Origin of the sequence: Alterluteimonas muca (assembly GCF_021191595.1) — a bacterium.
GTDB classification, from domain to species: domain Bacteria; phylum Pseudomonadota; class Gammaproteobacteria; order Xanthomonadales; family Xanthomonadaceae; genus Luteimonas; species Luteimonas muca.
In genome coordinates this window covers 300,076-317,428 of record NZ_JAIWPS010000002.1, presented here as the reverse complement: position 1 = coordinate 317,428, position 17,353 = coordinate 300,076, and the positions used below count along the sequence as shown (strand labels likewise).

Genomic DNA, 17,353 nt, shown 5'->3' with positions numbered 1-17,353 from the left:
CTGCGGGAGAGGGGCATCGGAGGACGGCCTGCGGCCGCCGTTCTCCAGGGGGGCTTCACCCTGGTGGAACTGATGGTGGTGATCGTGATCATCGGCCTGCTGGCCACGGTGGTGATGATCAACGTGATGCCCAGCCAGGACCGTGCGATGGTGGAGAAGGCACGTGCCGACATCGCCGTGCTGGAGCAGGCGGTGGAAACCTACCGCCTGGAGAACCTGAGCTATCCGCCGACCACCGATGGGCTGCAGGCGCTGTTGCGGGCGCCGGCGGGTCTCGTCCGACCGGAGCGTTACCGCCAGGGCGGCTACATCCGCCGGCTGCCCGAAGACCCGTGGGGCAACCCGTACCAGTACCGCCATCCGGGCGTGCACGGCAGCTTCGACGTCTATTCGCTGGGTGCGGACGGGCGCGAGGGTGGCGAGGGCGACGCCGCCGACATCGGCAACTGGAACTGACCCGGAAACGGGCCGCACCGTGGACCGGCCGCAGGCGCCGCACGTACCCCGGGGTTGCCGCGATGCACGCGGGCGGCGCGCGCAGGCACATGCACAGGGAGGCTTCACCCTCGTGGAACTGATGGTGGTGGTGGTGATCGTCGGACTGCTCGGCAGCGTCGTGCTGCTCACCGCGCCGACCGCGGGCTCGGGCCTGCGACGCGATACCGATGCGCTGGCGGCGCAGCTGGCGCGGGCGCGCGACGAGGCCATCCTGTCCACCCGCACAGTGCGCGCGGACATCGACGCGCAGGGATACCGTTTCGCGATCACGCGCCGCGATGGCTGGCAGCCACTGACGGCCGCGGGTTTCGCCCCGGAGGCCTGGACGTCGGGAATCTCCCCTGCCCTGCCACGCGACGCGCAGACACTGTCCATCGCCTTCGACCCCCTGGGCGCGGCCCAGCCGACGGAGCTGGCGCTGAGCGACGGACGCGACGTGGCGCACCTGTCGGTCGGCCCCGACGGCCGCGTGCACGTGAGCGGGACGCGTTGAGATGCACCCGTGCAGGCGCCATCCGCATGCGGGTTTCACCCTGCTGGAGATGCTGATCGCGGTGGCGGTGTTCGCGCTGGTGGTGCTGGCGCTGCTCAACCTCGCCGGCGAGAGCACCCGCACCGCGGCGGTGGTGGAGGAACGGGTGCTGGCGGCAATCGTCGCCGGCAACCGGGCCGTCGAGGCCGCGATCGAACCCGCGGCGAGCCTGGCCGCGCACACGACGGGCGTGGAACAGCTGGGCGGTCGCGAATGGCGGTGGACGCGCCGGCTTGCGCCCACCGATGACCCGGCGCTGTTGCGCATCGCGATCGACGTGCATCCGGCCGGCAGCGACCGCATTGCTGCCGAGCTGGTCGCCTTCAGGGCCGCCCGCTGATGCGCATGAAGGGCTTCACCCTGGTGGAGATGCTGGTGGCGCTGGCGGTGTTCGCCCTGCTGGCCGCGGCCGGGGTTTCGGTGATGGCCTACGCCACCGGCAGCCAGGGCATCGCGCAGGCACGCATGGCGCGGGTCGCCGACCTGCAACGCATGCGCGCGCTGCTGGAGGCCGATCTCGGACAGGCGGCGGTTCGCCGCACCCGCAACAACGCCGGCCAGCCGGCCGTACAGGCATTCACCGGCAGCGCGGATCCGCATGCGGCCGTGCTGTTCGCGTTCGTGCGGGCCGGCCACGACAATCCGCATGGCGCACCGCGCTCCTCGCTGCAGTACGTCGAGTACCGCCTGCGCGACGGCAACCTGCAGCGCAGCACGCGGCCGATGCTCGACGGCAGCCGCCTCGATCCTCCGCAGACGCTGATCGATGGCGTCCATGCCGCGCGGATGCTGTACCGCTACCAGGGCCAATGGCTGGACGGGTGGCCGGGCGGGGTCGACCGCGTGCCCGAGGCCGTGCGTCTGACGCTGGAGCTCGACGGCTTCGGCGTGGTCGAACAGTGGTTCCTCATGCCCGGACAACCCACGTGACCGCGGGCCGCAGCCAACGCGGCGTGGCGCTGCTCACCGTCCTGCTGCTGGTGGCGGTGATGACGGTGCTGGTGACCGTGATGCTCGACGACATCCGTTTCGCGCTGCGACGCGCCGGCAATGCCCAGGCGCTGGCGCAGGCGCGCTGGCATGCACTGGGTGCCGAGCAGATGGCGCTCACCCAGATCGAGCGCCTGGCACAGCGCGACCCCGGAGTGACCACGCCCGCCGGTGGCTGGAACGGCCGTGCGTTCCTGTTCCCGATCGACGACGGCGTGATCCGCGCAAGCGTTGCCGACGCCACCGCGTGCTTCAACCTCAACAGCGTCGTGTACGGCGCGGGCGACCTGCTGACACGCCGCGAGGAGGGCATCGACCAGTACGTGGCATTGCTCGAGGCACTCGACATGGGCTCCGCACAGGCGCTGTCGCTCGCGCACGCGCTCGCCGACTGGATCGACGCCGACCAGCAGCGCGAAGGCCTGGGCCAGGAGGATGCGGCCTACATGCGCGGCCGCGACGGCTACCGTACCGGCGGCACCCTGCTGGCCCATCCCAGCGAGCTGCGCGCGATCCAGGGCTACACGCCCGCGCTCTATGCGCGCCTGCGACCGCACGTGTGCGCGCTGCCCACCACCGCCCCGACACCGGTCAACCCGAACATGCTGGGCGAGGCCGATGCGCCGATCCTGGCGATGCTCACCGAAGGCAGGATCGACGCTGCGCGGGCACGACGGGTCATCGCCGCACGCCCGCCGCAGGGCTGGCGCGATCCGCACGCGTTCTGGAGCGCCCCCGGCATGGAAGAGGCAAAGCCGCCGCAGGCGGCCATCGAGCAGATCCGGCTTCGCAGCCGCTATTACCGCTTGCGTGCGGAGGTCGACAGCGGCCCCGCGCAGGTCACGCTCAACGCGCTGGTCGAACACGAGGCGGAAGGAGCCGACGCACCGGCACGCGTCCTCTCCCGTGACTGGAGTACAGAACGATGAGATCGACCACCGACCCCGTCACCGACGTGGTGTGGCTCGCGTCCACCCCCGGCGCAGCCGCCGTGCGGTTGAGGGTGGATGCCCGGGGGCACATCCTCCAGCGCGACATCCTGGAGGCCGCCTCGCCTGCCGCCAGCGCGACCGCCGTGCGGACGATCCTGCTGGTTCCCGGCACCGCGGCGCCCGCGCAGTGGCTGGAGCTTCCGGCCGGCTCCATCGCGCAGGCACGCGCAGCCGCACGCATCCAGCTGCGCGAGCGCGTGGCCGGTGACATGGGCGCGGTGCACGTCGCCGTCGCCCGGATGCAGGATGCCGGGCCCGCGCCGGTGGTCGTCGTGGCCAGCGCCGCGATGGACGAATGGCTGCGCCAGGCCGCCGCGCTGGGCCTGCACCCGGACGCGATGGTGCCCGACCATCTCGCGCTCCCCCCGCCACCTGCAACCGGTGCCGACGCCGACCCGGCCGGGACCACCGCCACGGTGGTCGCACTGGGCGGGGACTGGCTGGTGCGCACGCCGACCGGGGCCTACCGCATCGAGGCGGAACTGGCGTCCGCGCTTTCGATCGCACCGCCGCCTGCCGTGAGCGACATGGACCGCATCGAAACGCTGCTGGCCCGCGGGGCCCTCGATGCGCCCCTCGACCTGTTGCAGGACCGCTACGCGCCGGGGCATGCGCGCGCGCGCGGTCGGCGTACCTGGCGCCGCAGCGCGTTGCTGGCCGCGGCACTGCTGTGCTCGGTGCCGCTGGTGTCGGTCGTCGCACTCGCACGCTACGCCGGTCTGGCCAGTGCCATAGAGGACCGCACCGCGGCGCGCATCGCCGCGGCACTGCCCGGGGCCCCCGCGCTCTCCGCGGACGCCGTTGTGCACGAGGTCCGCACGCGGACCGGCGCCCGGCATGGGTTCGCGCATGCCACCCGGGCTCTGTTCGCGGGCGTCGAGGCACTCGATGGCGCCAACGTCGAGCGTCTCGACTGGGACGCCGCCAGCGGCCTGCGTGCCGGCGTCGCCCATCGCGATGCGGCGGACCTCGAGACCTTGGCCACCATCGCCACCGGCCATGGGTTGCGGCTGACCGTCGCCGGAAGCCGCGCCGCCGACGGCCGGCTGATGTCCGAAGTGGAACTGCAGGGAGCCGCGCCATGACCCGCCCCGCACGTGGCCCCGGGCCCATCGACGCCGGCCGCGACTGGTGGAACGCGCGCGCCCCGCGCGAGCGCTGGATGCTGGCCGCGATGGCCGCATCGATCGCCGTGTTCCTCGCCTGGTTCGCGGTGCTGACCCCGCTCGAGTCTGCGCTCGAGCGCGGCGGCGCACGCCTTGCCGCGGCAACGCGTAGCGCAGCCGAGGTCGAGGCCGCCCTCGCGTCCCTGCCGCCGGAGGGGGTGCAATCCGGGTTGACCCCGGCGGCCCATTTCGCGCTGATCACCGATACCGCAGCCGTCGCCGGTGTCGGCGTCGAGCACCAGTCGCCCGACAGTGGCGGCGGCCTCGAGATCGACTTCGACGCCAGCGACACCGGCACCCTGTTCGCGTGGCTCGACACCCTGCGCCTCGAGCACCGCGTCGCGCCGCTCGCCGTGCGGATCGAACGGCGCGACGGCAGGTTGCGCGGTTCGCTCCGGTTCCCCCCGCCATGACCGCGCTCAAGACGCGCACCCTCGTGCTGGTGTTCGCACTGGCATTGCCGGTGGCGGGACTGGCCACGTTTCCCGTCGGCTTCGCATTGCGTCTGGCCGGCGCGCAGCAATGGGGGCTCTCCGCGACGGAGGTGGCCGGCAGCATCTGGCACGGACGGCTGCAGGACGCGCAACTGCACAGCCATCCGTTGGGAGATCTCCGTGTACGCCTGCAGCCGTGGCCATGGCTGGCGGGAGTGCGTGCAGTCCGGGTGGATGTCGCGACAGTGCGTGGCCGTGTGCTGCATGGCCGTCGCAGCGGTATCGATGGCGTCACCGGGGCGTTCGAACTGCGGCAGGTGCCCGCGCTGGCCGGTCTGGACCTGCTGCTGCATGCCACGGACCTGCGGATCCTGTTCGATGGCGACCGCTGCATCGGCGCCGACGGCCAGCTGCGCGCGGCAATCCTCGCCGCGGGCGACGCCGCGCCGCGCGCGGAGCTCGCTGGCGACGCGGCCTGCGCCGGGCGCACTGCGGTGATCGAGATGGCCCCGGTCACCGGCCATGGAGCGCTCGAGGGTTTCTCCGCGACCCTGCGCGTGCACGGCGACGGCGCATGGGACGCGGAGATGCGCGTTGCCGGCACCCCTGATGCGCCCGCCCAGGCATGGCTGCAGGCGGCGGGTTTCCAGCCGGGCCCGGCCGGCTGGAGCCGGCTGCACCACGGCGATGCCCCCGGCGCGGGTCGCACGTCGACACCATGACCTCGAACAGCGCTCGCCGCGCTGTTGCAACACAACCGACATCGCCGCGACACCGCCCCGGCACATGCGCCCGGCACGCTGGCTGCAACCCGGGAGGACGCCCATGCACTACGCGCTCGTGACCGAGACCTGGCCGCCGGAGATCAACGGGGTCGCACTGACGGTGCGCGACCTCGCCCGCGGCCTCTGGCAACGTGGCCATCTCACCGACGTGATCCGGCCGCGCCAGCACGATGACGTGGAACCGGTGGCTCAGGAACTGCTGGTGCCGGGGGCTCGCCTCCCCGGCTACAACACCCTGCGTTTCGGGCTGCCCGCACAGCGCCTGCTGGAGACACGCTGGCGACTGCACCGCCCGGACGCGATCTATATCGCCACCGAAGGTCCGCTCGGCTGGTCGGCACTGCGCGCGGCGCGCAACGTCGGCATTCCGGTTGCCACCGGCCTGCATACCCGCTTCGACCTGTACATGCACGACTACGGCATCGGGATGCTGGCGCCGCTGGCGCTGGGCTGGATGCGCCGCTTCCACAATTCCGCCGCGACCACGCTGGTGCCCACGCAGGCACTGCGCGACGAACTCGCAGGCCGCGGCTTCCGCACCCTGCACCACCTGCCGCGCGCAGTCGACACCCTGCGCTTCGCACCATGGCGCCGCGATGCCGCGTTGCGGGCGCGCTGGGGCATGCACGACGACGACCTGGTGGTGACCTGCGTCGGGCGACTGGCCGCGGAGAAGAACCTGCCGTTGGCGATCGCGGCGTTCCGCCATCTGCAGCGCAGCCATCCCCGCGCGCGCTTCGTGCTGGTCGGCGACGGTCCCCTGCGCGCCACCCTGCAGCGCGAGCATCCCGATTTCGTGTTCTGCGGCACGCAGACCGGGCGCGCGCTCGCCGAGCACGTGGCGTCCGCCGACCTGTTCCTGTTTCCCAGCCGTACCGAGACCTTCGGCAACGTGGTGCTCGAAGCGATGGCCAGCGGCGTGCCGGTGATCGCCTTCGACAACGGCGCCGCACGCGAACACCTGGGTGATGGCGTGCACGGGCGACGCGTCGCCGACGAGGCAGGTTTCATCCATGCCGCACGCGCGTTGGCAGGCGATGCCAGCGCGCGCCGGGCGATGGGCGTGGCCGCACGCAAGGCCACCGGGACCCTGTCGCCGGCCGCGGTGTGCGCCGACTTCGACCGCATCCTCTCGAGCCTGGGCCAGCCGCATGCCACTGCCGCACTCGCCACCGCCTGACTGGACCACCCGCGATGCCGGCTGGTGTCTGCGCACCAATCGCTGGTGCGAGCGCGGCCCGGTGTTCGCCCTGTTCGCCTGCATCAGCCGCCTGGGCGATGGCGTGTCCTGGTACCTGCTGATGGCCGCATTGATCGTCGCCGACGGCTGGCACGGCCTGCATGCCAGCGTGCACATGGCCGCCACCGGCGTCATCGCGCTCACGCTGTACCGCTCGCTCAAGCGACACACCCGCCGGCCGCGACCCTTTGCGGCGGATGCGCGCATCCGTGCCTGGGTGGCACCGCTGGACGAATACAGCTTTCCTTCCGGCCACACCCTGCACGCGGTGGCCTTCAGCGGCGTTGCCGTCTGGCACTACCCGGCGCTGGTCTGGGTCCTCGTGCCGTTCGCCTCGGCGGTCGCCACCTCACGGGTGGTGCTCGGCCTGCACTACCCGAGCGATGTGCTCGCGGCCGTGGCCATCGGCGGTGTACTGGCCGGGCTCTCGATCCTCGGTGGGCCGGCGCTGGTCGCCCTGATCGTGGGCTGACCGGCCCACACGCCGAGTGCACGCCCGCCCGACTACTCAGCCCAGCGCGGTCACCCGTGCCGCACGCAGGGGCGGCAGCGACTGCTGCGGCCAGTCGCGGTCGTTGGCCACCTGCGCATGCGCGCGGCTGGCCTGCAGTGCGTCGAAATCGACGTCCGCCAGCGTCCAGCCGTCGCGGCCATCGCTGGAAGCCAGCACACCATCGGCGGGGAAGCCGACATCCATCGGCGCATACACCGCCGCCTCGCCGGTGTTGACGTCGAGTGCCGGGCTCCATGGCGCGTCGCCGGCGGTCACCGCCTGGGCGATGAAGCAGCGGTTCTCCAGCGCGCGTGCCAGGCAGCCCACGCGCACGCGGGTGGCGCCGGCAGCGGTGTCGGTGCAGCTTGGCGCAAGGATCAGCCGCGCGCCCGCCTCCACCTGCGCACGCACCGGCAGCGGGAACTCGATGTCGTAGCAGACCGCGATGCCGAAGCGCAGGCCGCGGTACTCGAACACCCGCAGCGCATCGCCACCGTCGATGATCGCGGCGCCCTTCTCGAAGCCGGTCAGCTGCAGCTTGTCCTGCCAGTCGTGGCCGCCATCGGGCGTGAACACGTCGGCGCGGTTGCGGTAGCGCCCATTGCCGACATCGAGCAGGAAGCTGCCCGGCACCAGCAGCATGCCGCTGTCCGCGGCGAGCCCGCGGTACAGATCGATCCAGTCCTGCCGCAGCGCCTGCAGTGAAGCGAGTGACGCATGCAGGTCGTCGCGCACGGCATCGTCGAACACCGCCGCGAGCTCCAGCGACAGGTACTCCGGCAACAGCGCGATGCCGGCACCCGCCTGCGCCGCCTCTTCGATCCATTGGCGCTGGGTTTCGGCGAATTCCGCGAAGCTGCCTGGCCGGCCGACCGGGTAGCGGGCAACGGCGATCTTCATGCGGAATGCTCCAGCGCACGCGTCCAGAACGTCAGCGTGTGCTCGCATTCGCCGCGCCCGCGTTCGTCCCACGCCAGTTGCATGCGCAGCTCCGGCCGCCGCACATAGCCGCGACGGCTCCAGAACGCGTCGTTGTCGCGGTGCCCGGCGGGCCGGCGCGGATCGTCCTGTTCCCGGTCCACCGCACAGAACGCCGTCATGCGGAAGCGGCCCAGCGCGCGTGCATGCGCCTCGCGCGCATCGAAGAACGCATGCCCCACCCCGCGGCCGCGGTAGGCGGGCAGCAGCACCGATTCGCCGAAATAGAACACGTCGTCGACACCGTGCCCCCGCGCGCGGAACGGTGCCTGGAAGGCATTGTCGTCGTCGGCCAGCGGAATGCCGGTGGAGGCGCCGACCACGCTGTCGCCATCGAACGCCAGCACGAACACGCTGTCGTCGGATGCGGCGTAAGCCGCGAGATAGCCGCGTTCGTAGTCCATGTCGCCGGCGTAGAGATAGGGCCAGTCGCGGAACACCGCGACGCGCAGGCGGGCCACGTCGTCGAGGCGCGCCTGCAGGTCCGCGCCGGACACGCGGCGCACGTCGAGGGAGGATGCGGTCATGGCGCGGATTCTATCGGCCCGTTGCGCCCCGCCGCCGGCCGGCAGCGGGACGCAGCGTTGCCCCCTCGCCGGTGGCTAGCGCAGGTCGTTGCCCAGCGCGTACCAGTCCACCTTGCGGGTGATCCACATGATCGTGGCGAGGATGGCGAACAGCAGCAGCGAGCCCATCAGCAACGCGTTGTCCTCCGACACCAGCAGGCAGTACAGCGCGCCATAGAGCGCGGTGAGCATCGCCGCGAAGCCCAGCGCCCGCGGCCAGCTGCGCAGCACGCCGGAGAGGTACATCGCCTGCACGCCGATGCAGGCCACAGCCGATGCGAGGTACGCCCAGTGGAACGCGATGTGCTCGGACAGGCCCAGCAGCAGCAGGAAGAAGATCGCCAGCGCCAGGCCGACCAGCAGGTACTGCAGCGGGTGGATCTGCAGGCGTCTGATCAGCTCGAACAGGCCGAACGCGACGAAGGTCAGCAGCACGAACAGCAGCCCGTACTTGGTGGCGCGGTCGACCCGGGTGTAGACGTCCACCGGATCCACCAGGCTCACCTGCAGGGTGTCCAGCGCATGCGCTTCGCCCTTGTGCAGCTGCGCCTGCGCATCGCTGGCCAGTGACGACAGCGCCCAGTGCGCGCGGAAGCCATCGGCATCGATATCGCGACGGGTCGGCAGGAAGCGGCCTTCGAACGATGGATGCGGCCACGGCGATGCGATGTCGATGCGGTTGTCGTCGGCCACCGGCACGATGGCGAGCGAACGGGTGCCGTCGATGGTCGCCGCCAGCCGCACCTCGCGCAGTGCCGGCAGCGTGCCGGCACCGGTGCTCGCGAGCGGCTCGAGTTCCGCGTGCACGCCGCCGGTGAGCGCCGCGAGCTCCCGCGTGCCCGCCGCCAGCGCCAGCGCCTGCCCGTCGACGCGCAGCCGCGGCGTGCCGACCAGTCCACGCACGTCGGCAATGCCCACCGCGAGATACGGCCGCCCGTACACACGCCCGGGCGCGACGGGGTAGGCCATGGGCGCGAATTGCGCAGCCGCGCTTGCCTGCCAGCTGTAGACCGGGATGCGGAACAGGCCCACGCGCCGTTCGGAGGGCTGCAGCCCGCCCTCGATCTCCAGCCGCGTCGGCGCCTGCAGCAGATGCCCGGTGACGGTGCGCAGCACCACGCGCTGGCTGCCGTCGGCCGCGCGCTCGGCGACCTCGTGTTCCTCCGTCCACGGCAGCACCCGCAAGGGCCCGACCAGGCGCTGCTCGCCCGCCCGGCCCTGCGCCACCCGTTCCACCGCCTGCGCGCGGTACTGCTGCCGCTCATGCACCACGCCACGGATCATCGCCAGCGGCACCAGTAGTGCCAGCACCAGCGCACCGATCACCGCGAACCGCAGCACCAGCTTCATCGATTTCATCTCGCACTCTCACCAGGAACCGGCCCGCAGGGTGCGCGTCGTGCATGGGCGGGGTTCGAAGCGGGTTTGAAGCGAATGTGAAGTGGTCAGGCCAGCGGCAGCGACAGCATGGCGATGGCGCCGCCGCCGTCGCGATTCTCCAGACGCACGTCGCCGCCATGCAGGCGCGCGACCTCGCGCACGAACGGCAGGCCCAGGCCGGAACTGCGTGGCGTGCCATCCGGGCGCGGCAGCGAATAGAAGCGCTCGAACACCCGTTCGCGTGCGTAGTCCGGCACGCCGGGCCCGCGGTCTGCGACGCGGATGCGCACACGGCCGGCATCCACCACCGCGTCCACCCGCACCTCGCCACCGGCAGGGGAGAACGCCAGCGCGTTGTCCACCAGGTTGCGCAGCGCCTGCCGCAGCAGGAAGGGATCGCCACTGACCTGCACACCGGCGGCAGCATCGCAGCGCACGCGCACGTCGCGGCCATCCGCGACCACCGCCTCGGCCGCCTGCTGCAGCAGTGCGGCAACGTCGATCGGTTCGCGCTTCTGCAGCCAGCCGTGCTGCTCGACCTCGGCCAGCGCCAGCAGCTTGTCGATGGTCTCGGTGAGGCGTTGCTGCTGGGCGAGGATATTGGCGGCGAAGCGTGCGCGCTCGGCGTCGGGCAGCGGCTCCTGCAGCAGCTCCGCGGACGCGCCGATGGCCGCCAGCGGGCTCTTCATCTCGTGCGTCAGCGACTGCACGTACTGCTCGACATAGGCCTTGCCCTCGAGCCTGCGGCGCATCGCCTCCAGCGCCTGGCCGAGGTCGCCGATCTCGTCGCGGCGCGGTCGCGGCGGCGGCACCGGCTCGCCACGCGCCACGGCCTGCGCATAACGGTTGAGGCCGCCGATGCCACGCACCAGCCACCAGGTCATGGCGATGCCGATCAGGGCGGCGATGCCGATCAGCCACGCGCCGCGCGCGAGGATGCTGCGCTGGCTGGCGACGATGAAAGGCTCGACGCTCCGGTTGGGCTGCGACAGCGTCAGCACGCCGAGCAGCCGCGAGGGATCGTCGGGATCGCGTACCGGTGCGGCCACGTGCATCACGCTGTCGTCGTCGGCGCCGGGCACGCGCGGGGTCGAGCGCGCGCCGTATTCGCCGCGCAGGGTGCGGTAGACGTCGTTCCAGCGCGAGTTGTCGCGGCCGATGTCGCGCCCGGTGGAGGCGTACACCACCACCCCCTGCGCATCGGTGATCACGATCTCCTGGTCGACGCTGGTCTTCGCGAACTCCCACACCCGTGCCCCGGGGTCGCGCGCATGCGCCTGCGCCACCCGCTGCGCGAAGCGGCCATCGGCGATGCGCCCGGCCTTGAGGTCATCGGCGGCGAGTTCGGCCAGCGTGTTGGCCGAGTCGACCAGCGTGGCCTCCAGCGCCTGGCGCACGCCGGGCTTCACCTCGTCGACGAACACCCGCATCACGAAGAACGCCGCGACCCCGACGATCAGGAAGAACGCCAGGAACAGCCGCAACCCGATGCGCATGCTCAGGCGTCCAGCGCGTAGCCGATGCCGCGATGGGTGCGGATCGGATCGCGGGTGGCACCGGCCGCACGCAGCTTGGCGCGCAGCGTCTTGACATGGGTATCGACGGTGCGGTCGCCACTGTCCGCCGCATCGTCCCAGCCGCGGTCCATCAGCTGCGCGCGGCTGAGGATGGCGCCCGGCCGCTGCAGCAGTGCGGCCAGCAGCGCGTACTCGTAGCGGGTGAGGTCCAGCAGCGCGTCGCGATAGCGGATGCGGCGGCCGTCGTGGTCGATGGCGAACGCACCGTGCGTGCGCCAGCCGTCATCGCCCGCGGCAACCGCCGGCACACTCCGGCGCAACCGCGCACGCACGCGTGCCACCAGTTCGCGCGGCGAGAACGGCTTGGCCATGTAGTCGTCGGCCCCCAGTTCCAGGCCCAGCACGCGGTCGACCTCGTCATTGCGCGCGGTGAGGAAGATCACCGGCACCTGGCTGAAGCCGCGCAGCTGCCGGCACACCTCGAAGCCGTTGAGATCCGGCAGCCCGATATCCAGCACCACCAGCTCCGCGCCGGGGTCGCGCAGGGCCGCGAGCGCATCGCGGCCGAGCAGGCAGTGGCGCACCGCGTAGCCCTCGCTGCCGAGCGCGTACAGCAGGGTATCGGCGATGGCCTGTTCGTCCTCGACGACGAGGATGCGCGCGGGTTCCGGCATGCCGCGCAGCATAGAGCGTGGCGGCGCGGCATACACTGCGCGGATGAATTACCGCCATGCCTTCCACGCCGGCAACCATGCCGACGTGCTCAAACACGTCGTGCTGCTGGCCCTGTGCGATGCACTCACCGCCAAGCCCGCCGCCTGCTTCGCCCTCGATACCCACGCCGGCCGCGGCCTGTACGGGCTCGGCGACTACGCCGCGCGGCAGACCGGCGAGGCCGACAGCGGCATCGGCCGGTTGCGCGCGGCGGCCGTCGACGAACCGCTGCTGCGCCGCTATCTCGATGCGGTCGATGCCTGCCGCGCGCAGGCCGGTGCCGACGCCTACCCCGGCTCGCCGTGGCTGCTCGCCCATGCACTGCGCGAACAGGACCGCATCGCCTGCTGCGAACTGCAGCCGGAGGAGGCCGCCGCACTCAAGGCGAACTTCGCCGGCGACGCGCGGGTGGCCGTGCACGCGCGCGACGGCTATGGCGCGGTGCGCGCCCTGCTGCCGCCGCGCGACGGCGCCACCCGCATCGCCCGCGGCCTCGTGCTGGTCGATCCGCCCTACGAGCTGCAGCTGGAGGAATTCGCACCGGCGCTCGGCGCCATTCGCGAAGGCCTGCAGCGCTGGCCGCAGGCGAGCTATGCGCTGTGGTATCCGATCAAGCAGCGCCGTGTGCTGCAGCGCACCTTCCGCAGCGCGGCAGCGCTGGAAGCCACGGGCGGCGTGCTGGCCTGCGAACTGCTGGTGCGCCCGGACGACTCGCCCTTGCGCATGAATGGCAGCGGCATGCTGCTGGTCAATCCGCCATGGGGGCTCGACCGCAGGCTCGGCGCCGTCCTGAAGGCGCTGGGCGGGTTGCTGCCCGAAGTGCCGATGGCGGACCCCACCCGGCTGGAATGGCTGCGCACTGCAGACTGAATCGGGCCCGTCACGGCGAGTTCGCGTCACGTTCACGCCCGTTCGCCCATTCAGCTTCTGCAAAGGAACTTCACCCGCCGCGTGGCAGCATCCGCCGTCATGGCCGCCCGCAACCGACTCCCGCCGTGGCATGACCAGATCCGTCTGGCCAATGGCCGCGAAATCCTCATCCGTCCGGTACGCCCCGACGATGCCGAACCGCTGCGTGCGGGCTTTGCGTTGCTGGGCCCGGAGGAAATCCGCCAGCGCCTGGTTGCGCCGCTCCCCGAACTCAGCGCCGAGATGGCCGACCGCCTGACCCGGCCGGACCCGAGGACCGAATTCGCCCTGGTCGCCGCCGAGCCGCTGCCGCCCGGCGATGCCGTGGTCGGTGGCGTGGCGCGGGTGGCGATGGTGCCCGGCACCCGCGACGGCCAGTTCATGATCCTGATCAGCAGCTACATCGCGGGCCTGGGTGCGGGCCGCCAGCTGATGCGCCGGCTGGTGCGCTGGGCCAAGGGCAAGAAGCTGCAGCGCCTGATCGGCGAGGTGCAGGAAGACAACCAGCCGATGCTGGCACTTGCCCAGTCGCTGGGCTTCCGCCAGGAACCGTCGGACAACCCCGGCACGATCCGGGTCATCCTCGAGCTCTGAGGCCGCGTTCTCATCGCCTGCAACCGCGGCCCGTACAATGCGCGGTTCGATGAAAACACCCGACTCTTCCGTTCCGCCGCTGCCCCGCCGCGGCCAGCAGCGCGCGTTCTGGCGTGCGCCCGCCTCCACCTCGGCACTGGCCTGGTCGCTGCTGCGCGCAGCCTCCGTGCATGGCCGCCTGCTGCTGGTCGTCGCCCGCGACAACCACCATGCGCAGCAGCTGGAGTCCGACCTGCAGACGCTGTCGGGCGGCCACGGCGACGTGGCGATGCTGGTGTTCCCCGACTGGGAAACCCTGCCCTACGACCACTTCAGCCCGCACCCGGACATCGTCTCGCAGCGCCTGTCCACGCTGAACCGGTTGCCGCAACTCACCCGCGGGCTGGTGGTGGTGCCGGTGCAGACGCTGATGCAGCGGCTGCCGCCGCTGGCGTGGATCGCCGGCCAGACCTTCGACCTGCAGGTCGGCCAGCGCTTCGACCTCGACGCCGAGAAGCGCCGCCTGGAAGCCGCCGGCTACCGCAACGTGCCGCAGGTGCTCGACCCCGGTGATTTCGCCGTCCGCGGCGGCCTGCTCGACGTCTACCCGATGGGCGCCGATGCGCCGTTCCGGGTCGAGCTGTTCGACCAGGACATCGAGTCGATCCGCAGCTTCGACCCGGAATCGCAGCGCTCGCTCGACAAGGTCGAGGCGATCCGCATGCTGCCCGGCCGCGAGGTGCCGCTGGACGAGGCCGCGCGCGAACGCGCGATGGAGGCGCTCGGCGAGCGCTTCGACATCGACCAGCGCCGCAGCTCGCTCTACCAGGACCTGAAGTCCGGGCTGTCGCCGTCGGGCGTCGAGTACTACCTGCCGCTGTTCTTCGAACCCCCGCGCGGGCGCTTCGGCGAGCGCGATGCCGGCGACGCCACCGCCACGCTGTTCGACTACCTGCCCGAAGGGGCGCTGCCGGTGCTCGCGCCGGGCGCGCTGGCCGCGGCCGACCATGCCTGGGCACAGATCGGCGACCGCTACGAGCAGCGCCGCCACGACATCGAGCGCCCGCTGCTGCCGCCAGCCGAACTGTGGCTGCCGCCCGACACCCTGCGCGAATGCCTCAACCGCGGCGAGCGCGTGGACGTCGCCGACGACAGCCACGCCCAGGTCACCCAGGCCGTCGCGCTGGGCGACCAGCCGGCGCCGGACCTGCCGGTGTCCACGCGCGAGGTCGATTCCGCCGCGGCGCTGAAGTCCTTCCTCGGCAGCTACCCGGGCCGCGTGCTGCTGGCCGCCGACAGCGCCGGCCGTCGCGAGGCGCTGATCGACCTGCTCGCCCCCACCGGCCTCAAGCCGCAGGTGGTGGCGGATTTCGCCGGCTTCATCGCCGCGGAAAACGATGCCCGCTTCGCCGTGGCCGTCGCCCCGCTCGACAACGGCTTCGCGCTGGACGCACCGCAGGTCACCATCCTCACCGAGCGCCAGCTGTTTCCCGAGCGCGCCACCCAGCCGCGCCGCGCGCGCCGTGCCGGTCGCGAGCCGGAAGCGATCATCCGCGACCTCGGCGAGCTCACCGAAGGCGCGCCGATCGTCCACGAGGACCACGGCGTCGGCCGCTACCGCGGGCTGGTGGTGCTCGAAGCCGGCGGCCAGCCGGCCGAATACCTCGAGATCGAATACGCCAAGGGCGACCGCCTGTACGTGCCGGTCGCGCAGCTGCACCTGATCAACCGCTATTCCGGCGCCTCGCCGGAAACCGCGCCACTGCATTCGCTGGGTGGCGAGGCGTGGACCAGGGCCAAGAAGCGCGCCGCCGAGAAGGTGCGCGACGTCGCCGCCGAGCTGCTGGAGATCCAGGCCAAGCGCGCCGCACGCGCCGGCCTTGCGATCGACATCGACCGCGCGATGTACGAGCCGTTCGCCGCGGCGTTCCCGTTCGAGGAAACCCCGGACCAGCATTCGGCGATCGAGGCGGTCATCCGCGATCTCTCTTCCAGCCAGCCGATGGACCGGGTGGTCTGCGGCGATGTGGGCTTCGGCAAGACCGAGGTCGCGGTACGTGCGGCGTTCGTGGCCGCCGCGGCCGGCAAGCAGGTCGCGCTGCTGGTGCCGACCACGCTGCTGGCCGAACAGCATTTCCGTAATTTCAGTGACCGCTTTGCCGACTGGCCGATCCGCGTCGAGGTGCTGTCGCGCTTCAAGTCGACGAAGGAGATCAAGGCCGAGCTGGAGAAGGTCGCCCGTGGCGAGATCGACGTGATCGTCGGTACCCACCGCCTGCTGCAGCCCGACGTGAAGTTCAAGGACCTGGGCCTGGTCATCGTCGACGAGGAACAGCGCTTCGGCGTGCGCCAGAAGGAAGCGCTGAAGGCGCTGCGCGCCAACGTGCACCTGTTGACGCTCACCGCCACGCCGATCCCGCGCACGCTCAACATGGCGATGGCCGGCATCCGCGATCTCTCGATCATCGCCACCCCGCCGGCACACCGCCTCGCCGTGCAGACCTTTGTCAGCGAATGGGACGATTCGCTGCTGCGCGAAGCCTTCCAGCGCGAACTCGCGCGCGGCGGCCAGCTGTACTTCCTGCACAACGACGTCGAGTCGATTGGCCGCATGCAGCGCGAGCTGCAGGAGCTGGTGCCGGAAGCGCGCATCGGCATCGCCCACGGGCAGATGCCCGAGCGGGAGCTGGAAAAGGTGATGGTCGATTTCCAGAAGCAGCGCTTCAACGTGCTGCTGTCGACGACCATCATCGAATCCGGCATCGACATCCCCAACGCCAACACCATCGTCATCAACCGCGCCGACCGCTTCGGCCTCGCCCAGCTGCACCAGCTGCGTGGGCGCGTCGGCCGTTCGCACCATCGCGCCTACGCCTACCTCGTGGTGCCCGACAAACGCTCGATCACCGCCGATGCGCAGAAGCGCCTTGACGCCATCGCCTCGATGGACGAGCTCGGTGCCGGCTTCACCCTGGCCACCCACGACCTCGAGATCCGCGGCGCCGGCGAACTCCTGGGCGAGGAGCAGAGCGGGCAGATGGCCGAGGTCGGCTTCAGCCTGTACACCGAGCTGCTGGAACGCGCGGTGCGCTCGATCCGCCAGGGCAAGCTGCCCGATGCCGACGAACCGGAATCGCGCGGTGCCGAGGTGGAACTGCATGCCCCCGCACTGATCCCGGACGACTACCTGCCCGACGTGCACACCCGCCTGACGCTGTACAAGCGCATCAGCGCCGCCACCGACGCGGCCGCCCTGCGCGAGCTGCAGGTGGAGATGATCGACCGCTTCGGGCTGCTGCCCGATGCCGCCAAGCAGCTGTTCGCGGTGGCGGAGATGAAGCTGCAGGCCACCGCCATGGGCATCCGCAAGATCGACCTCGGCGAGAACGGCGGCCGCATCGTGTTCGAGGCCACCCCGCGCATCGACCCGATGGCGCTGATCCAGCTGATCCAGAAGCAGCCCAAGCTCTACGCGATGGACGGCCCCGACAAGCTGCGCATCAAGCTGCCGCTGCCCGAGGCCGCCGACCGCCTCAACGCCGCGCGCGGCCTGATGGCGCAGCTGACGCAGGGCTAGGGCCACGGG

General features: G+C 71.5%; 18 protein-coding genes. 13 read left to right on the top strand and 5 right to left on the bottom strand.

Annotation, left to right across the window (positions count from 1 at the left end; all coding sequences use genetic code 11):
* The 10 genes from gspG (at window position 1) to LDO11_RS04705 (ending at window position 7,109) form a co-directional block, all read left to right on the top strand.
* The gene (gene gspG / locus LDO11_RS04750) at window positions 1-456 is read left to right on the top strand and encodes a type II secretion system major pseudopilin GspG (RefSeq protein ID WP_255683289.1); all 456 of its coding nucleotides are present in this window, start codon (window positions 1-3) and stop codon (window positions 454-456) included.
* Window positions 398-991: a GspH/FimT family pseudopilin gene (locus LDO11_RS04745; RefSeq protein WP_343226096.1), complete on the top strand. Its 594-nt coding sequence runs from the start codon at window positions 398-400 to the stop codon at window positions 989-991. Before gspG ends, LDO11_RS04745 begins: the two co-directional genes overlap by 59 nt.
* A gap of 1 nt (window position 992) precedes the next feature.
* Window positions 993-1,370: a type II secretion system minor pseudopilin GspI gene (gene gspI / locus LDO11_RS04740; protein ID WP_129136277.1), complete on the top strand. Its 378-nt coding sequence runs from the start codon at window positions 993-995 to the stop codon at window positions 1,368-1,370.
* Window positions 1,370-1,960 carry a type II secretion system minor pseudopilin GspJ gene (gspJ, locus tag LDO11_RS04735; RefSeq protein WP_206733305.1) on the top strand — a complete coding sequence of 197 codons (591 nt, stop codon included), beginning with the start codon at window positions 1,370-1,372 and terminating at the stop codon, window positions 1,958-1,960. Before gspI ends, gspJ begins: the two co-directional genes overlap by 1 nt.
* Window positions 1,957-2,949 (top strand): type II secretion system minor pseudopilin GspK, encoded by a 993-nt coding sequence (gspK, locus tag LDO11_RS04730; RefSeq protein ID WP_343226095.1) that lies wholly within the window; start codon window positions 1,957-1,959, stop codon window positions 2,947-2,949. The genes gspJ and gspK overlap by 4 nt, the downstream gene beginning before the upstream one ends.
* A complete protein-coding gene (gene gspL, locus LDO11_RS04725; protein ID WP_232140541.1) occupies window positions 2,946-4,097 on the top strand; it encodes a type II secretion system protein GspL in 1,152 nt (383 codons plus the stop codon). Before gspK ends, gspL begins: the two co-directional genes overlap by 4 nt.
* Window positions 4,094-4,591: a type II secretion system protein M gene (locus tag LDO11_RS04720; RefSeq protein ID WP_100322297.1), complete on the top strand. Its 498-nt coding sequence runs from the start codon at window positions 4,094-4,096 to the stop codon at window positions 4,589-4,591. Before gspL ends, LDO11_RS04720 begins: the two co-directional genes overlap by 4 nt.
* Window positions 4,588-5,334, top strand: a complete 747-nt coding sequence (gene gspN, locus LDO11_RS04715) for a type II secretion system protein N (RefSeq protein ID WP_232140540.1) — start codon at window positions 4,588-4,590, stop codon at window positions 5,332-5,334. The genes LDO11_RS04720 and gspN overlap by 4 nt, the downstream gene beginning before the upstream one ends.
* Before the next feature lie 103 nt (window positions 5,335-5,437).
* A complete protein-coding gene (locus LDO11_RS04710; RefSeq protein WP_232140539.1) occupies window positions 5,438-6,577 on the top strand; it encodes a glycosyltransferase family 4 protein in 1,140 nt (379 codons plus the stop codon).
* Window positions 6,549-7,109 carry a phosphatase PAP2 family protein gene (locus tag LDO11_RS04705; protein WP_232140538.1) on the top strand — a complete coding sequence of 187 codons (561 nt, stop codon included), beginning with the start codon at window positions 6,549-6,551 and terminating at the stop codon, window positions 7,107-7,109. Before LDO11_RS04710 ends, LDO11_RS04705 begins: the two co-directional genes overlap by 29 nt.
* Before the next feature lie 36 nt (window positions 7,110-7,145).
* On the opposite strand, the gene LDO11_RS04700 is transcribed toward LDO11_RS04705, so the two are convergent.
* The 5 genes from LDO11_RS04700 to creB all read right to left on the bottom strand — a co-directional run bounded on the left by LDO11_RS04700 (window position 7,146) and on the right by creB (window position 12,257).
* Window positions 7,146-8,030: a carbon-nitrogen hydrolase family protein gene (locus tag LDO11_RS04700; RefSeq protein ID WP_232140537.1), complete on the bottom strand. Its 885-nt coding sequence runs from the start codon at window positions 8,028-8,030 to the stop codon at window positions 7,146-7,148.
* Window positions 8,027-8,635: a GNAT family N-acetyltransferase gene (locus tag LDO11_RS04695; RefSeq protein WP_232140536.1), complete on the bottom strand. Its 609-nt coding sequence runs from the start codon at window positions 8,633-8,635 to the stop codon at window positions 8,027-8,029. The genes LDO11_RS04700 and LDO11_RS04695 overlap by 4 nt, the downstream gene beginning before the upstream one ends.
* A gap of 75 nt (window positions 8,636-8,710) precedes the next feature.
* Window positions 8,711-10,033 (bottom strand): cell envelope integrity protein CreD, encoded by a 1,323-nt coding sequence (gene creD, locus LDO11_RS04690; RefSeq protein WP_232140535.1) that lies wholly within the window; start codon window positions 10,031-10,033, stop codon window positions 8,711-8,713.
* Window positions 10,034-10,119: 86 nt separating this feature from the next.
* Window positions 10,120-11,550, bottom strand: coding sequence for a two-component system sensor histidine kinase CreC (gene creC / locus LDO11_RS04685; RefSeq protein WP_232140534.1), 1,431 nt, complete (start codon window positions 11,548-11,550; stop codon window positions 10,120-10,122).
* Window positions 11,551-11,552: 2 nt separating this feature from the next.
* On the bottom strand, window positions 11,553-12,257 hold the full coding sequence (creB, locus tag LDO11_RS04680) for a two-component system response regulator CreB (protein ID WP_232140533.1): 705 nt from the start codon (window positions 12,255-12,257) through the stop codon (window positions 11,553-11,555).
* A gap of 31 nt (window positions 12,258-12,288) precedes the next feature.
* Between creB and LDO11_RS04675 the strand changes: the two genes are divergently transcribed.
* The 3 genes from LDO11_RS04675 (at window position 12,289) to mfd (ending at window position 17,344) form a co-directional block, all read left to right on the top strand.
* Window positions 12,289-13,155: a 23S rRNA (adenine(2030)-N(6))-methyltransferase RlmJ gene (locus LDO11_RS04675; RefSeq protein ID WP_232140532.1), complete on the top strand. Its 867-nt coding sequence runs from the start codon at window positions 12,289-12,291 to the stop codon at window positions 13,153-13,155.
* A 99-nt stretch (window positions 13,156-13,254) separates the two neighbouring features.
* Complete coding sequence (locus tag LDO11_RS04670; RefSeq protein WP_232140531.1) at window positions 13,255-13,788, top strand: GNAT family N-acetyltransferase; 534 nt, start codon at window positions 13,255-13,257, stop codon at window positions 13,786-13,788.
* Between the two features lie 49 nt (window positions 13,789-13,837).
* Window positions 13,838-17,344, top strand: coding sequence for a transcription-repair coupling factor (gene mfd, locus LDO11_RS04665; protein ID WP_232140530.1), 3,507 nt, complete (start codon window positions 13,838-13,840; stop codon window positions 17,342-17,344).
* Window positions 17,345-17,353 lie beyond the last annotated feature (9 nt).

What these genes read in the sequence shown, in the direction of transcription:
- gspI (WP_129136277.1), top strand. Translation starts at nt 993, where the DNA reads ATGCACCCGTGCAGGCGCCATCCGCATGCGGGTTTCACCCTGCTGGAG.
- gspJ (WP_206733305.1), top strand. Translation starts at nt 1,370, where the DNA reads ATGCGCATGAAGGGCTTCACCCTGGTGGAGATGCTGGTGGCGCTGGCG.
- gspL (WP_232140541.1), top strand. Translation starts at nt 2,946, where the DNA reads ATGAGATCGACCACCGACCCCGTCACCGACGTGGTGTGGCTCGCGTCC.
- LDO11_RS04720 (WP_100322297.1), top strand. Translation starts at nt 4,094, where the DNA reads ATGACCCGCCCCGCACGTGGCCCCGGGCCCATCGACGCCGGCCGCGAC.
- gspN (WP_232140540.1), top strand. Translation starts at nt 4,588, where the DNA reads ATGACCGCGCTCAAGACGCGCACCCTCGTGCTGGTGTTCGCACTGGCA.
- LDO11_RS04710 (WP_232140539.1), top strand. Translation starts at nt 5,438, where the DNA reads ATGCACTACGCGCTCGTGACCGAGACCTGGCCGCCGGAGATCAACGGG.
- LDO11_RS04705 (WP_232140538.1), top strand. Translation starts at nt 6,549, where the DNA reads ATGCCACTGCCGCACTCGCCACCGCCTGACTGGACCACCCGCGATGCC.
- LDO11_RS04700 (WP_232140537.1), bottom strand. Translation starts at nt 8,030, where the DNA reads ATGAAGATCGCCGTTGCCCGCTACCCGGTCGGCCGGCCAGGCAGCTTC.
- LDO11_RS04695 (WP_232140536.1), bottom strand. Translation starts at nt 8,635, where the DNA reads ATGACCGCATCCTCCCTCGACGTGCGCCGCGTGTCCGGCGCGGACCTG.
- creD (WP_232140535.1), bottom strand. Translation starts at nt 10,033, where the DNA reads ATGAAATCGATGAAGCTGGTGCTGCGGTTCGCGGTGATCGGTGCGCTG.
- creC (WP_232140534.1), bottom strand. Translation starts at nt 11,550, where the DNA reads ATGCGCATCGGGTTGCGGCTGTTCCTGGCGTTCTTCCTGATCGTCGGG.
- creB (WP_232140533.1), bottom strand. Translation starts at nt 12,257, where the DNA reads ATGCTGCGCGGCATGCCGGAACCCGCGCGCATCCTCGTCGTCGAGGAC.
- LDO11_RS04675 (WP_232140532.1), top strand. Translation starts at nt 12,289, where the DNA reads ATGAATTACCGCCATGCCTTCCACGCCGGCAACCATGCCGACGTGCTC.
- LDO11_RS04670 (WP_232140531.1), top strand. Translation starts at nt 13,255, where the DNA reads ATGGCCGCCCGCAACCGACTCCCGCCGTGGCATGACCAGATCCGTCTG.
- mfd (WP_232140530.1), top strand. Translation starts at nt 13,838, where the DNA reads ATGAAAACACCCGACTCTTCCGTTCCGCCGCTGCCCCGCCGCGGCCAG.